12 protein-coding genes and 1 tRNA gene are annotated in these 13,958 nt (G+C 65.7%); 4 read left to right on the top strand and 9 right to left on the bottom strand.

Annotated elements, in window-relative coordinates:
* The first annotated feature begins 4 nt into the window (after positions 1-4).
* The 4 genes from RWX87_RS00705 to RWX87_RS00720 all read left to right on the top strand — a co-directional run bounded on the left by RWX87_RS00705 (position 5) and on the right by RWX87_RS00720 (position 2,452).
* Positions 5-832, top strand: coding sequence for a DUF881 domain-containing protein (locus RWX87_RS00705; RefSeq protein WP_314685847.1), 828 nt, complete (start codon positions 5-7; stop codon positions 830-832).
* A gap of 5 nt (positions 833-837) precedes the next feature.
* Complete coding sequence (locus RWX87_RS00710; protein ID WP_314685850.1) at positions 838-1,275, top strand: FHA domain-containing protein; 438 nt, start codon at positions 838-840, stop codon at positions 1,273-1,275.
* A gap of 139 nt (positions 1,276-1,414) precedes the next feature.
* Entirely contained in the window at positions 1,415-2,065 is a 651-nt protein-coding gene (locus tag RWX87_RS00715) for a MerR family transcriptional regulator (RefSeq protein WP_314685852.1), read from the top strand.
* 15 nt (positions 2,066-2,080) lie between these two features.
* Positions 2,081-2,452, top strand: coding sequence for a hypothetical protein (locus RWX87_RS00720; RefSeq protein WP_314685854.1), 372 nt, complete (start codon positions 2,081-2,083; stop codon positions 2,450-2,452).
* 273 nt (positions 2,453-2,725) lie between these two features.
* Here the strand turns inward: RWX87_RS00720 and RWX87_RS00725 are convergent, their stop codons facing one another.
* From RWX87_RS00725 to RWX87_RS00765, 9 genes are all read right to left on the bottom strand, one after another.
* Positions 2,726-3,466 (bottom strand): HAD hydrolase-like protein, encoded by a 741-nt coding sequence (locus RWX87_RS00725; protein WP_314685856.1) that lies wholly within the window; start codon positions 3,464-3,466, stop codon positions 2,726-2,728.
* Between the two features lie 91 nt (positions 3,467-3,557).
* Positions 3,558-3,905, bottom strand: coding sequence for an RNA polymerase-binding protein RbpA (locus RWX87_RS00730; RefSeq protein ID WP_314685858.1), 348 nt, complete (start codon positions 3,903-3,905; stop codon positions 3,558-3,560).
* A 139-nt stretch (positions 3,906-4,044) separates the two neighbouring features.
* Positions 4,045-6,600 (bottom strand): DEAD/DEAH box helicase, encoded by a 2,556-nt coding sequence (locus RWX87_RS00735; protein ID WP_314685860.1) that lies wholly within the window; start codon positions 6,598-6,600, stop codon positions 4,045-4,047.
* Positions 6,601-6,649: 49 nt separating this feature from the next.
* Positions 6,650-7,015: a hypothetical protein gene (locus RWX87_RS00740; protein WP_314685861.1), complete on the bottom strand. Its 366-nt coding sequence runs from the start codon at positions 7,013-7,015 to the stop codon at positions 6,650-6,652.
* 1 nt (position 7,016) lies between these two features.
* Positions 7,017-8,972 (bottom strand): WYL domain-containing protein, encoded by a 1,956-nt coding sequence (locus tag RWX87_RS00745; protein WP_314685863.1) that lies wholly within the window; start codon positions 8,970-8,972, stop codon positions 7,017-7,019.
* Positions 8,973-9,245: 273 nt separating this feature from the next.
* Positions 9,246-10,676, bottom strand: coding sequence for a UTP--glucose-1-phosphate uridylyltransferase (locus tag RWX87_RS00750; protein WP_314685865.1), 1,431 nt, complete (start codon positions 10,674-10,676; stop codon positions 9,246-9,248).
* Between the two features lie 145 nt (positions 10,677-10,821).
* Positions 10,822-10,895, bottom strand: a tRNA-Pro gene (locus RWX87_RS00755).
* 125 nt (positions 10,896-11,020) lie between these two features.
* A complete protein-coding gene (der, locus tag RWX87_RS00760) occupies positions 11,021-13,150 on the bottom strand; it encodes a bifunctional cytidylate kinase/GTPase Der (protein WP_314685867.1) in 2,130 nt (709 codons plus the stop codon).
* On the bottom strand, positions 13,147-13,950 hold the full coding sequence (locus tag RWX87_RS00765; RefSeq protein ID WP_314685869.1) for a pseudouridine synthase: 804 nt from the start codon (positions 13,948-13,950) through the stop codon (positions 13,147-13,149). Before RWX87_RS00765 ends, der begins: the two co-directional genes overlap by 4 nt.
* Positions 13,951-13,958 lie beyond the last annotated feature (8 nt).

The following is a 13,958-nucleotide window of genomic DNA, read 5'->3' on the forward strand; positions in this document are numbered from 1 at the left end:
TGCGATGTCGAACGGAAGAGGCGAGAGGCGGCCCGCGCATCGCACGCCGCACAGTCAAGGCGCCCGCGACAGGGAGAACGACAGAATCGTCACGGGGTCCTTTCCCGTCGTCCGCCGCCATCCCGCCAGGCATCCCTCCGTGCACCGGGGGATTCCGGCCAGGCTTCTGACGAGCGCGCTTATCGTCGTCATGTGCGCTTTCCTGGGCTTCGGCTACGCCATCCAGCTCAATAACAAGACGTCCACCTACGAGACGATGAGCGAGGAGGAGTTGACGCGGCTCATCACCGAGACCAGCACCCAGGTGCAGAACCTCGAGCAGCGGCGCAACCAGCTCCAGAGCCAGCTGACGTCACTGAAGGAGGCCGTGGACAAGCAGAAGGAGGCCGAGAAGATCGCCAAGCAGAACGAGGAGACGAACGGCCTGCTTTCGGGGCGTCTTGCCGCCCAGGGCGAAGGAGTGGTGATCCGCATCGGTCAGGGCACGAAGCAGAAGATCGATGCGGCGACGATGTTCCAGCTCATCGAGGAGCTTCGCAACGCCGGCGCCGAGGTGATGGCCCTCAATTCCGTGAGAATCGTGACCTCGACGTATGTGTCCGACACCACCGACGGCCTCGAATGCGACGGGGTCTTCCTGGAACCGCCCTACCGGATCCGTGCCATCGGGAATCCGCAGAACCTTCAGAACGCCGTGAGCATCGCCGGGGGAGTCGGATCGAAGCTGAAGGTGAAGTTCGGGTCGACCGTCACGGTGACGTCCTCCAAGAAGGTCCAGATCAGCGAGACCAGGAAGTCGAAGCAGTACACGTATGCGAGGACGGTAGAATAGCAGACATGACAGATCCCATTCCCAGCGCCGGGGAGACCACGATCATAGGAATCCCGGCCATCACCATACCCGTGACGTCGACGGGGGACAGGCCGCTGACGCAGGACGACCTCGACACCATCGCGCGCCTGTCGCCCGGCAGCGCGCTGCTCATCTCCACACGGGGAGCGGTGACGGGGTCGCGCTACCTGCTTGACGAGGACGAGGTCACGGTCGGTCGGGATCCCCATGCGGACATCCTCCTGGATGACTCCACCGTCTCCCGTGCCCATGCCGTGTTCCGCCGAGCGGACTCCACGTTCAGGGTGATGGACGCCGGCAGCCTCAACGGGACCTACGTCAACAGACGTCGGGTTGACTCCGCCGCCCTGCACAACGGTGATGAGATCATGATCGGGAAGTTCAGGCTCGTGTTCTTCACTCGCACGGCCGTCGTCGCCTGATGCGGGATGGCGCGAATCGGGAAACGACTGGATGGAATCCGGGGCGTCACGATCGCGGTGCTAGACTGGCCGCTGCCGTCGCTGACCGGGCGGAATGCGCATGAGTCGTGTGTCGGGGCACGGCGGAGGAGGAGAAGACATGTCATCCATGGCCACGAAGCCCCAGCTGCATCTTCACATCCCTCTTGACGATAGTGAGGATCTTCTCCCCGATGACGCCGTACAGGGGGAGCTTTTTGCCGGGGTGGACGAGGTGGACGGACCGAGCCGGGGATATCGCGGCGCCGTGGCATCCAAGGTCGCCGGAATCACCTATCGCCAGCTTGACTACTGGGCGCGCAAGCAGATCGTCGAACCCTCCATCACGCCGTCGCACGGATCGGGTTCCCGGCGTCTGTACTCCTTCCGGGATGTGCTGATTCTTGCGGTGTCGAAGCGTCTTCTGGATGTGGGGATCAATCTGCAGAACGTGACCACGGCGATCGGATTCCTGTCCCGGCGAACCGTCGACCAGCTGTCCGGCATCACGATCGTCTGCGATGGCCAGAACGTCCATGAATGCTCGGAGGACCAGCAGATGGCCGAGTATCTGCGCCAGGGCAGCGCGGTATTCGCCGTCTCCGTGGGCTCCCTGTGGCACAGCATCCATGACGCCCTTGAGAACGAGCCTTATGTGGATTTCGACGGCGTCAAGCCCAGGCAGGCGTCGGGTCGTCCCATCGATGACATCACCGAGATGAGACTTCGCCGTGAGCTCGCCGAACGCCATGCCATGCGCGAATCGGCCTGAGCGTTGACCGGTGCCGTGCTGCTGCTTCCGGTCGCTGTGGCTGCCGCCGCGGCCCTCTGCGGAGCGGCGGTCTGCGTCAGTTGTCTGCATGGGGGCGGCTTCCTGACGAAGGATTCGTCAGCGAGGCGTCGTGTCATGCCTGTGGGATGGCGAACGGCCTGGCTGCACGTCCTCTATCTCCTGCTGGGCTTCGCCGTTCTGCCGGCGTATGCGATCGTCGAGCCTGGTCTTGCCGCTCCCATCGCGGCCGAATGGGAGCGCTGGGGGTGGATCGCGCTTGCGGGGCTCGCCGTCTTCGCCGCCGTGCAGGTCGTGCTGTTGTATAGGCGCGCGGTCCATGCCATGCGTGCCGAGATGGACAGACGTCTGCGTTCCCATACGAGATAGAACGCGAGGATGCTCGCTCCTCGTCTGATCATCGCCGCGAGGGACGGTCGTCCCGGTGGTGGCCGTTACCGCCGATGACTTCTCGCATGCGATGAGATTGGTCGCCTATGCCGGTGGCGTGTCGGAAGGGGAGACGCGAGAGCGGCTCTCTGTTCATAATCTGACATAACGTACATTATCGGACAAACCGAAACGGCCTCGGATCACTGCTCACGACATCTCATCGGGGCCAATGGGACATAACGGAATCCACGGGACTCATCATCGTCTGAGTCAGACGATGAAATACTCGTTGACGGCATCATCAAGACCGGACACGTCATCGATGGTCAGGTAGGCGCCGTGGGCCTTGAGCTCGCCGGGTTCGGCGTAGCCCCATCCGCAGCCCAGGCAGTCCAGACCGCAGGCGCGCGCCCCATCGGCGTCGGTCCAGCGATCGCCGACCATCAGGGCCCGGTCGCCGCGTCCGGCATCGAAGCCGATGCCATCGAAGGCGTAGCGGATCACCTGGTCCTTGGCGATGCGCGAGTTGTCCCTGCTCGCCCCGTATACGGCGTCGACGAGAACGTCAAGCCCGAAGTGCCGGCAGACCGGCACGGCCTGGAATTCCGGCTTGCATGTCGCCACGGCCAGCATGAAGCCCTGAGATCGCAGAAGGCGAAGTTGCTCGGGAATGCCCTCGTACACCGAATTGACCAGCATTCCGGGAACCTTCGAGCCGGGATGCGCGGGGTCGTCGAAGCTCGCGGTCCGCGAATAGTAGTCGCGATAGATCGCCACCGCCCGATCGAGCTGGTCCTCGGGGACGCCGTTGCGGCGCATCGACTCGATGATGGCGGGTCCGACGAAGCGGCGCATCTCGGCCGCGTCGGGAACGGGACGTCCCATCTCCTGGAAGGCCCTGGTGGCGCTGGCGATGATGCCCGCATCCGACTTCGTCAGCGTGCCGTCGAGATCGAGGAGCACGATCCGACGTGCCGCAGGGTTCGTGTCGGTCGTGTGGCCCTCGCCCATCAGTTGTCCCTTCTCCGTGTCGGATGGTTCATGCGCATGCCTCAAGACGGGATGGCGGCCGATCTCTGGGGCATGCGCGCGAATCCGACTACTACTCGTAATCGGGAATCCAGCCGTCGTGGTGCATCCGCAGACGCTTCTCCAGAAGGGTCTTGAGCTCGTCCTTCGTGCGCCTTTCGAGCAGCATGTCCCAATGCGTGCGCGTCGGCTTGGCGATCTCGTCGGCCTCCTTGTCGGCCTCGCCCTCAAGATGGGCGGTCTGACCGCAGCGGCATTCCCATTCGTCAGGGGTTTCAGCGCCCTCGGCGAAGGGCACGATGGTGCGATGCCCATTCGGACAGACGTAGGTGACGTCCATGCGCGCCGCGAAGTCGACGTTGTCGTCCGACTCCAGCGACTTCGCACCGATGCTCATGCCGCGCAGACTGCGTTCGGCCATTCCTGCCTCCTTATCGACGGTCCATGCGCCTATCGCGCGGACCGTCTGCGGTCATGATTCCTCTACCACGCTATCGAACAGCTGCGACCACTGCTGCATTCCCTGATGCGCCGACAGAGAACGCGCATTCGCGAAGGCGTCAATCGACGCCGGAATAGGCCACCACTCCCCTGGTGATGGCATCCCGGGCGGCGTCAACCGTCCCCCGTCTGACGGAGACGACGTCCGGACGGGCCTCGCAGGCCGAGGAGATCTGCCCAAGGAGATCGGAGAGACGCTTCATCGTCCTCACGAAATCCCCGCCGGTCATATCCCCCTGGGCGAGGACGTCGGCGAGGTCGCTTCCGCCGGCCCAGGCATGGACGGCCGGAACCAAGGAGAAATCCAGAGGATCCGAGGCTTCAAGACCGCCCTCCTCACGCGTCTCCTCCAGACTGGACCAGAGACCCCGAAGCCTGGCGCAGGCTCGCGCGATTCCGCCGTCCTCGCCGCCCGGGTAACGGCCAGGCTCGTCGTTCCCCCCACGTCGGGCCTCGTACACCACTCCGGAGAGCACCGTCGCGAGCTCGCGGGGACCGAGATTCCCCAGGACGCCGTCCACCAGGGCCTCGGCGACAAGAAGGTCGTGGTCGCCGTACAGGCGGCGCAGGACCTGCCCCCGGCCGGTGAGAGCGAGGGCGGCGGAGGCTTCTCGTTGCAGATACCCGAGGGATTCGAGGATCGAGCAGATGGAGTCGAAGCGACGTGAGACCGAACCCGTCCTCTCCTCGTAGCGGCGGCGCAGACTTTCAAGCTCACGGGTCTCGCGCATCCAGCGATGGCCCCAGACCAGATGCCGGTCCAGATCCGGACAGGATCGACAGGGATGTCGCCGCTCCTCGTCTCTGAGCACGACGACGTCGGCGTCGAGCCGGCGAAGCGCTCGGCGGCGTTCCTGCGGCGAGTCGGCGGAACGCCGCGCGATGTCGCCTCTCCCCCGCTTCTGCAGGTCGCTGAGCCGCATCCGAATCGTCATGTACTCCCTGAAATCCCCGTGCTCGCACCGGAAGGCCTTCTCGTATGACGCCAGCGCCTCCTCGAGAACCCTCATGCGGGATTCCAGGTCGGTGGAGGACTCGTTGGCCTCCCACTGCGCGAAGCTGTGGTCCAGCGTCGCCCGCGCGGTGCCGTAGTCGCTGGAGCTCAGCAGGTTCACCGCCATGTTGAAGGTCGGACGGAAGCTGGAATGCAGAGGATAGACGCGTCGGCTTGACAGCGCGGCCGCCATCGCCGGGACGAAGCCCTGGTGGTCGACGACGATGGCGTGGCCGAGGTCGTCCACGCCGCGTCGCCCCGCGCGTCCCGTGAGCTGCGTGAACTCCCCGGGGGTCAGCGGGACATGGGCCGTTCCATCGAACTTCTCAAGCTTTTCGATGACCACGCAGCGCGCGGGCATGTTGATCCCCAGAGCAAGGGTCTCGGTCGCGAACACCATTCGCACGAGTCCCATCTCGAACAGGTGTTCCACGATCTGCCGGAACAGGGCGATCATCCCGGCGTGATGGGGGGCGAAACCCTCCTGCAGGGCGAAGCGGAACCTCGCGAAGTGCAGGGCCTTGAGGTCCGAATCCGGAAGCTGGCCGGCGACCATCCGGTCGACGATGCCTGCGATTCTTTCCGACTCCTCATCGGTGGTGAGTTCGAGTCCCGCCGCCAGACACTGCTCGACGGCCCGGTCGCATCCCGCGCGCGAGAAGATGAAGTAGATTCCCGGCAGAAGATCGAGGTAGTGAAGCTCATCGACCACGGCCCAGCGCTTCGGGACATGCCGTCGGACGCTCTCCCGGCGGTCCTCCTCCCCCCGCTTGGGTCGTCGTCTGCGTACCGACGGCGAGGACCGACGGACGGCCCTCGCATCGAGATCGTCGAGACGGCGCAGAAGATGCGGATTGATCTGGGTGGTCGTCCGTCCGGCCGAATCCGAACGATACAGGTCGATGAGCTCGGGCTCGTGGGCCTCGTCCCGCTGGATGATGACATGCTGCTCGAGCGGCACCGGTCGATGCTCGGAGACCACCAGGGAGGTCGCGCCTCGCACCGAGGAGATCCAACCGGAAAAATCCTCGACGTTGGACACGGTGGCCGAGAGCGCGATGATTCTGACCGAGGCGGGAAGGTGGATGATGACCTCCTCCCATACGGGCCCTCGGAAGCGGTCCGCAAGGTAATGGACCTCGTCGAGGATCACATAGCCGAGACGGTCGAGGGTGGTCGACCTCTCATACAGCATGTTGCGCAGGACCTCGGTGGTCATGACGACGATGTCCGCCTCGGAGTTCACCGAGGTGTCGCCCGTGAGCAGGCCGACGGCGTCGGATCCATAGGCGTCGACGAGGTCATGGTACTTCTGGTTGCTCAGCGCCTTGATGGGGGTCGTGTAGAAGGCCTTGACGCCGCGCCGCCGCGCGAGGAACACGGCGAAGTCGGCGACCACGGTCTTTCCGGCACCCGTCGGTGCGGCCACGAGCACGTTGCGTCCAGCCTCCAGGGCGTCGTCCGCCTGCGACTGGAAGTCATCGAGGTCGAAGGGCAGAGTCCGGGCGAATCGGGCCGCCTGAGTGGCGTCATGCCGGCGCTCCTCCATATAGCGGGCATAACGTTCGGAGGGGGACGGTTCCTCCCGGCCGTGGCGGTCGTGGATCCTCGGCTGGGTCATGTCTCTCCCGTCATTGACTTGCCGAACGTTGCGTCGCGCCCGTCGGGAATCACCCGACCAGACCGTGCCGGGACCCCGGATCGTCCGCGGCCGATTCCCGTCCTGATCCGTCCGACGTCCAGGATCTCCAGATTTCCCGGTGCCGGTCCCGTCTGCGGCGTGCCCGACGCTCGACGCCGACCCGGGCGTCGCCGTATCTCGCCGCGGTGAGACGAAGCGGCCGTGCAAAGGACGCCGGTTCGGCAGGTCGTTCCGCGGACGGCTCGGACATCCTCTCCAGATGTGCGGAGACGCGATCCGACACGGCGGATGCGTCATGCAGGGCACGAAGCCCCGAGCGGACCGCAAGCGCGACTCCCGTGGTCAGGCACACGAGCATGAAGGCGACCAGAACCAGCCAGATCCACCAGGGCATCTCAGCGCTCCGCGTCGCCGGAGGCGACGGTCTGGGCGCGTGAGGCCTCGGGCTGTCCGACGCTGAGCTCCCGGCGCGCCCGCGCGAGGATCATCGTGCGCAGCGTCTCCGGGGCGACGGCCGTGATATGCCGGGCGTGGGAGATGCAGAAGGCGACGAACCACGAGTCGGAGGAGACGATGAGATGGACCTTCTCCCCCGTTCCGCAACGTTCGACGGTGGCGCCGGGAAGCGTGGAGATGAAGGACAGGCCGGGGCGATCGGTGATGAACACCGCCGGCGTCCCGTTGTCGAAGCTCCATTTGCGCAGCTCCCCGACCGGGATGTCCGGGATCTCCGGACGGCTTGTCGGGGTGACGAGGACGGCGCGCTCGATGCGCGCCAGACGCAGCACCTGCCACACGCGGGGAAGGCCGTTGACCCTGTTGAGCGTCATGTCCTTGGAGACGAGCCCCCGCAGCCCCTCCGGGGCGGCCTCCGCCACGTCGGTCCAGACGGCGGCGTAGTAGACGCCTTCGTCCACGAAGATCTTCGACGGGGCGACCAGCTTGCGCCTGGTGCGTCCGGCGCCGTCCGTGTACTCCATATCGAGCAGCGAGTCGGTGTCGATGGCCTGGCGGACGACGGAGAAGCTGCGAGGCTCGAGCTCGTACCCGGTCAGGCTCAGCCACGGCGTCTCCCCGGGCCGGACGTGCTGACGCAGCGTCATGTACAGGGACTCCGCCTGGGAGCGCTGACGGTCGGGAAGCAGCGGGGCGTGGGCGAGATAGCTGACGGAGGCGGTGAGCATGCTCAGGTACTGCTGGGAGATCCCGGCGAGTCGTTCCAGACCCAGGGAATTGGTCGCGGAGACGATGCCTTCGGAGTCAAGCAGGGACCAGTCGATGTCGAAGAACTGGCTTCCGGCCATCTCCCCGTCGTCGGATACCGTCGTCAGCGTGTTGATGTCCTTGCGGACGACCGAGATGGCGCGCTTCATCGCGTCATCATCCTGCGCGGAGCCCACGAAGCGCTCCGCGAGTTCGGCCAGGGAGAACTCCTCCCCCAGATGCGCCGACAGGAACAGCATGAGCCGCAGACGCCGGTCGACCTCGCTTCCCGTCTGGAAGGAGGCCCCTCCATGCTGCTGCAGAGGATCCGACGCCTCCGGATCCTCGGCGTCATGGTCCTGGCGGCTGATGGACGGCGAGACCACCGTGTCCCCGTCCTCGCCCCGCGAGGAATCGGCCAGGCTGAAACGGGTGGCCGCGGTGAGACGGCGGTGGAAGGCGTCGGCGGCCTCGTGCGGGCTGATGATCGAGGCGCCGGGATGTTCGAGCACGAACATCGCCAGATCGTCGGAGTCCGCATAGGCGACGTTGAGATGCTCGCCGTCCACGTCGACCGTGGCCGCGAATCGCCGTGAGTCGATGACCTTCACCAGGGCGTCGGGAATGGTCTGCGTACCGAGTCCCGGGGCGATGGAGTCCAGACCAAGCCCCGGTACGGGCGTCTGCGGCACGCGTGGAGTCGTGCGCGAGGCGTGCTGTTCGACGGGCTCCCGCGCGGACATGGAGGATATCGACATGGATCTGGCGAGATAGTTGGCTGCGGCGAGAACGGGAAGGTCCTCCTGCTCGAACCGCAGACGCACCCGTGGCTCGTCACCCAGCTGAAGCCTGTACGAGGCGAAGTCCTGTCCCTCGGACTTGGACGAGTACTCAGGCTGACGGGATTCGATGGCGATGCCCATGGCGGCCAGCTTGGCCCGATCGCGTTGGAACTGCTTGGCGAAGGCTGCCTTCGCCGCCTGATCGGCCAGCTCGCCATAGGAGTCGGCGTATGCCTTGACCCTCTGGGCTATCTGGCGGGAGGTCAGCCATTGTGGGAACGCCGACGACAGAACCGCGAGCACGTCGAGCTCGTGCTTGCCCCATTTGTCGGAAAAACGCCGCCTCCCGCTGCTTCCCTCTGCCATTGGTCCTCGCGTATCGTTATCGTTCCATGTGTAGTGCGGCCTGTCGGCGCGCACCTTGTTCCATAGTAGAGCGTCCGCACGCGGATGTCGGCGTTTTCACCACAATGTGTCAGCCCGCTTCCCGATGTCATGTCCCGGTTTCAGGCTTGGCCGAGCGACGGGGAGGATAGCCGGAAAGCCCTGTCGGATGGCCGCGAGTGGGTCCGGAGCCTTTCAGGGGAAGAGGACCGGAACGCCATGCCGTGAGGCCCTTCGGAGCACACCGAAACGGGATCAGACCCAGTCGTCGGGCTCGATGCCCTGAGGTCCGACGAACTGCCCGTCGGGAACATAGCTGGGATGGCCCTGGTCCTCAAGGCGCGCGTCGCCGTACATAGTGACGTTGCGGCCGAAGGTCCAGTCGCCTTGGATGGTGACGGACCGGGCCGCGGCGATGGAGGGCATCGAATAGGGGAAGCGCTCGTCGAAGTCCTCGATGTTGCGGTAGTAGCGCTCATCGAGACTGACCGAAGGGAAGTGGTAGTCCCCGTCCTCCATCTCGAAGGAATCGGTGAGATGGAAGCGGTCGGAGCGCATGATGAACAGGTCGTCCGTGGTCTTGACCGGCAGGAACCTCATGCGATCCACCTGCACGCAGAGGGCCCCGTCGAACAGGGATACGGCCGCACCCATGGCGGTCTCCAGCTGGACGACCTTGTCGGACCCCGGGTCGGTGGGGTCGACTTCTTTGTGGTTGACGATGATGGGAAGGGGCAGCACCCCGTCATATCGGGAGAGAAGGTCCCTGAGAGCGTCGATGCGCATCCAGATGCTGTTGGTGTTGAAGTAGGGATGACGCGAGATGTCCTGGGCCGCCGATCGGTCGTCGGGGTGCACCTGCGTCATCTCGCGCAGCAGCAGACGTCCGGTTCTGCGGTCACGTACCAGATGCCCTCCCTTGCGGTCGGCGTCGGTGCGGACGGCGACCTCCACCATGACGGGGGCCCCGGTGTTCTCGAAATGCTGGGCGAGGGTTCTCGACGGTCTGGCCCCGAGGTTGTCGGAGTTGGAGATGAAGAGGTATCGAAGGCCCCTGCTCTCCAGCGCATCGAGGAGTCCGGACTCCCAGATGGTGGAGAACAGGTCGCCGTGCCCGGGGGGGCACCATTCAAGATCCGGATTCTTGGGGAAGTCGACCGGCAGACCCGTCGATTCGAGGATTTTGGGCTCCTGGTGCTGGATGATCTCCCGGGGTACATCGGACTGCCTGAAATGCCGGTTGCGGTCGACGACGCGCATGGTGTCGCGCGAGGTCCGGAAGGAGTCCATCAGCGTCAGGGGAAGCGGGACGCCCAGACGATGTCGGGCCATGATGACCTGGCCAAGGATGATGTCGATGAATCGCATCTGCCGTGCCTTGTGGCGGCGCACCGGAAGCAGCGACTTCGCGCCCGACAGACCCATGGACGTGCCAAGCCCGCCATTGAGCTTGAGGAAGGCCGTCCTCGCAAAGGCCGCGACGGCCCTGTCATGGTCGATGGTGTCGTACACGTCGTGGAAGCTGGGCACGTCGGTCACGGGTTCGACGTCCTGCTCGCGAATCCAGGCCCCACCGGAATCCGATTTCCAGGCGTCGTACAGACGATGGAACTGAGCGATGGCGACGTCGCTCATCGCGGCATCCCTCATCTTCGCGGCCGCTGCATCGAACGGGTCTGTCACCATGGACTCCTTTGATTCGCCGACGTCGATTATCCGGGCGCGCGAGGAGCATGGCGACTTCCTCGACCCCATAGGCCCCCAGAGGACATCGTCATGGGAATCTGCCGTCCCGACGACGAAGGCGACGGAAAACCCCGTCGCCATATCGTCGGGCCGGCGGGATTTGAACCCGCGACCCCTTGACCCCCAGTCAAGTGCGCTACCAAGCTGCGCTACGGCCCGAACGGTGCCTGCGGCACCGAGTGGACAGCCTACCACAGGCCGTCCGAGCGCTCAAACCGGCGTGCCCTCGTTCGTCCGCCCGTGTCGTCTTCTTGGCTTGCGGAGGGCTCTGGACGGGAGAGCCGTCAGCGCCGTCTGCGTTCCCGCACCGTCACGGAGATCTGGACGGGGGTGCCCTCGAAGCCGAACTCCTCGCGCAGCGACCTTTCGATGAAACGTCGATAGCCGTGCTCGAGGAATCCCGTCGCGAATATCACGAAACGCGGCGGGCGCGTGGAGGCCTGGGTGGCGAAGAGGATGCGCGGCTGGCGTCCTCCCCGCAGGGGATGCGGATTCGCCGACTGCAGACGTCCGAGGAACGCGTTGAGCCGTCCCGTGGAGATCCGGCGGTCCCAGGAGGCCAGGGCCTCGCGCATGGCGTCGGGAAGCCGGTTGGTGTGCCATCCGGTCTTCGCCGAAAGGTTGACGCGTCTGGCCCAGGTCACCCGGTCGAACTCGGTGTTCCACAGTCGCTCGACGCGCTGGCGGACGAACTCGTCCGCCAGATCCCATTTGTTGAAGACCAGCACGACGGCGCGTCCGGCGTCGACGGCCTGGCTCATGACCTTGAGGTCCTGATCCGATATGGGCTGGGAGGCGTCGAACAGCACCAGGGCGAGTTCCGCGCGCTCGATGGCGGCCTGCGTGCGCAGGGCCGAATAGTATTCGGCGCCCGTCAGACGATGCTGACGGCGACGGATCCCCGCGGTGTCGATGAACAGCCAGTCGTCCCCGCCGATGTCGATGACCTCGTCGACGGGATCCCGCGTCGTCCCGGCGGTGGGGTCGACCACCGACCTCTGCTCATGGGCGAGCTCGTTGAGCAGCGATGACTTGCCCACGTTGGGACGCCCCACAAGAGCCACGCGACGCAGACCGGAGGGCGTGGCCGCTCCGGATCGCCGCGTCGTCCTCCGCAGGGAGCCCACGGCGGCGTCCAGAAGGTCGCCTATGCCGCGTCCGTGCAGGGCCGAGATGCCGTAGGGCTGTCCCAGGCCGAGCTTCCAGAACTCGGCGGAGAGGTATTCCGCGTTCTGTCCGTCGATTTTGTTCACCGCCACCGTGACAGGACGTCCGGAGGAGCGCAGCAGCGCGACGATCCGCTCGTCGGTGGCCGTCATTCCCACCTGTCCGTCGACGACGAACACCAGGGCGTCGGCCATCCGGATCGCGACCTCCGCCTGCGAGGCCACCGCGGAGTCGAGTCCCGCGACGTCGGTCTCCCAGCCTCCGGTATCGAGGAGACGGAATGACGTCCCCGCCCATTCGCCGTCATAGGCGACGCGGTCCCGGGTGACACCCGGGGTATCCTCGACCACCGCGGCGCGACGCCCGAGAATCCGGTTGACGAGGGTGGACTTGCCCACGTTGGGACGCCCCACGACCGCGAGGACGCCGATCGGTTCGGGACCGGCCTGCGTGTCCATGGCGCCCGGGACCCGTGTCTCCTCGATGAGTCGCAGGTCGTCCTCGTCAAGGTCGTAGCCTTCGAGATTCGCGGCATACAGCCGTCGGTTCTGCTCCTCGATCGCGTCATCCACGAGATGGACAAGCGCGTCGAGTGTCTGGTCGAAGGTGAGGTCGGAGTTGTCCAGCGTCGTCACTCCATCGGCCGCGGACAGGAAGCTCGTCACCGCGGAGTCGGCACGATCGCGTGCGGCGACGTCCTCGCCCCCGACCCCGACGACCATCTGCCCGCTGCGGCGCGCCTGGCGCACCTCCTCGCGGGCGGTGAGCAGGACGCGGACCTCGGCGTCCGGCGCCACCACGGTGGTGATGTCCCGGCCCTCGACGACGATCCCCTTCCCCGCCGAGAAGGAGCCCTCAGCGCGTTCCCCCTCGATGATGGCGCGCTGGGCGGCGATGAGGACGTGCCGGACGGGGATGACCCCGGACACCTTCGAGACATGCGAGGAGACCTCGGCGGAGCGGATCGCCTCGCTGATGTCCCTCCCGTCGGCGTGGACGGAGGGCTCGTCGGGGTCGACGCCGAAGTCAGCGTGCCCTCCCGTGAAGAACTCCCCCACGGTCTCCGTGACGGTCTGCGCGTCGATGGGATCGGCGTCGAGGTCTATCCCGTGATGCAGGCACCACCAGGCGCAGGCCCGGTACATCGACCCCGTATCCAGATAGGCGAGGCCGAAATGCCGGGCCAATGCCCTCGAGGTCGAGGATTTGCCGACCCCTGCGGGGCCGTCGATCGCGACGCGGATCACAGACCCACCTCCTTGGACAGAGACCGGACCTCCGTGGACGAGAGCACTCGGTAGGAACCCGGCTTGAGATCCCCCAGCCGGATGGGACCGATCTGGGTGCGCACCAGACGACGGACGGGGAAGCCCACCGAAGCGAGCACGCGCCGGACGATCCTGTTGCGACCCGAATGCAGCACCACCTTGACGATCGTCGTCTCACGGCTGGAATCGATGATGGCGCAGCGGTCGAAGCTGATCGGGCCGTCGTCGAGGCGAACCCCCTGGGTGACCAGACGCCGGCAGACGGTGCCGGGTATGCGCCCTTCGACGGTGGCCACATAGGTCTTCTCGACCTCATAGCGCGGATGCATGACGTGCTCGCTGAGCTCCCCGTCGTTCGTCATGAGGATGAGGCCCTCGGAGTCGTAGTCGAGGCGTCCCATATGGAAGATGCGTTCGTAGCGGTCGCCGACGATGTCGCGCAGCGTGTAGCGGCCCTTGGGGTCGTCCATGGTGCTGAGCACCCGTCGCGGCTTGTTGAGGACCAGGGTGACATGGTTCGTGTTGATCCTCACACGCGAGCCGTCAACGCGGATCTGCTGGTGCGAGGGATCGGCGCGCGCCCCCAGTTGGGTGACCAGCTCGCCGTCGACCTCGACCCTGCCGTCGAGGATCATGCGCTCGCAGGCCCGCCGCGATCCGAAGCCCGCCTGCGCAAGAATCTTCTGGAGGCGGATTCCCTCCTCGTCGTCCGTCCCATGCGGCCTGTGCGCCTGCCGTGCTTCGTCGTTTGGTGACTGCTGTTCATAGGGGTGTGGCATCGTTCTCC

The organism is uncultured Bifidobacterium sp. (assembly GCF_963540075.1).
In the GTDB taxonomy this organism is placed as follows: domain Bacteria; phylum Actinomycetota; class Actinomycetes; order Actinomycetales; family Bifidobacteriaceae; genus Bifidobacterium.

Excerpts from the sequence above, each read along its gene's own strand:
- RWX87_RS00750 (WP_314685865.1), bottom strand. The coding sequence starts at position 10,676 with ATGGTGACAGACCCGTTCGATGCAGCGGCCGCGAAGATGAGGGATGCC.
- RWX87_RS00740 (WP_314685861.1), bottom strand. The coding sequence starts at position 7,015 with ATGCCCTGGTGGATCTGGCTGGTTCTGGTCGCCTTCATGCTCGTGTGC.
- RWX87_RS00725 (WP_314685856.1), bottom strand. The coding sequence starts at position 3,466 with ATGGGCGAGGGCCACACGACCGACACGAACCCTGCGGCACGTCGGATC.
- RWX87_RS00705 (WP_314685847.1), top strand. The coding sequence starts at position 5 with ATGTCGAACGGAAGAGGCGAGAGGCGGCCCGCGCATCGCACGCCGCAC.
- RWX87_RS00715 (WP_314685852.1), top strand. The coding sequence starts at position 1,415 with ATGTCATCCATGGCCACGAAGCCCCAGCTGCATCTTCACATCCCTCTT.
- RWX87_RS00735 (WP_314685860.1), bottom strand. The coding sequence starts at position 6,600 with ATGACCCAGCCGAGGATCCACGACCGCCACGGCCGGGAGGAACCGTCC.
- RWX87_RS00765 (WP_314685869.1), bottom strand. The coding sequence starts at position 13,950 with ATGCCACACCCCTATGAACAGCAGTCACCAAACGACGAAGCACGGCAG.
- RWX87_RS00710 (WP_314685850.1), top strand. The coding sequence starts at position 838 with ATGACAGATCCCATTCCCAGCGCCGGGGAGACCACGATCATAGGAATC.
- RWX87_RS00745 (WP_314685863.1), bottom strand. The coding sequence starts at position 8,972 with ATGGCAGAGGGAAGCAGCGGGAGGCGGCGTTTTTCCGACAAATGGGGC.
- RWX87_RS00730 (WP_314685858.1), bottom strand. The coding sequence starts at position 3,905 with ATGGCCGAACGCAGTCTGCGCGGCATGAGCATCGGTGCGAAGTCGCTG.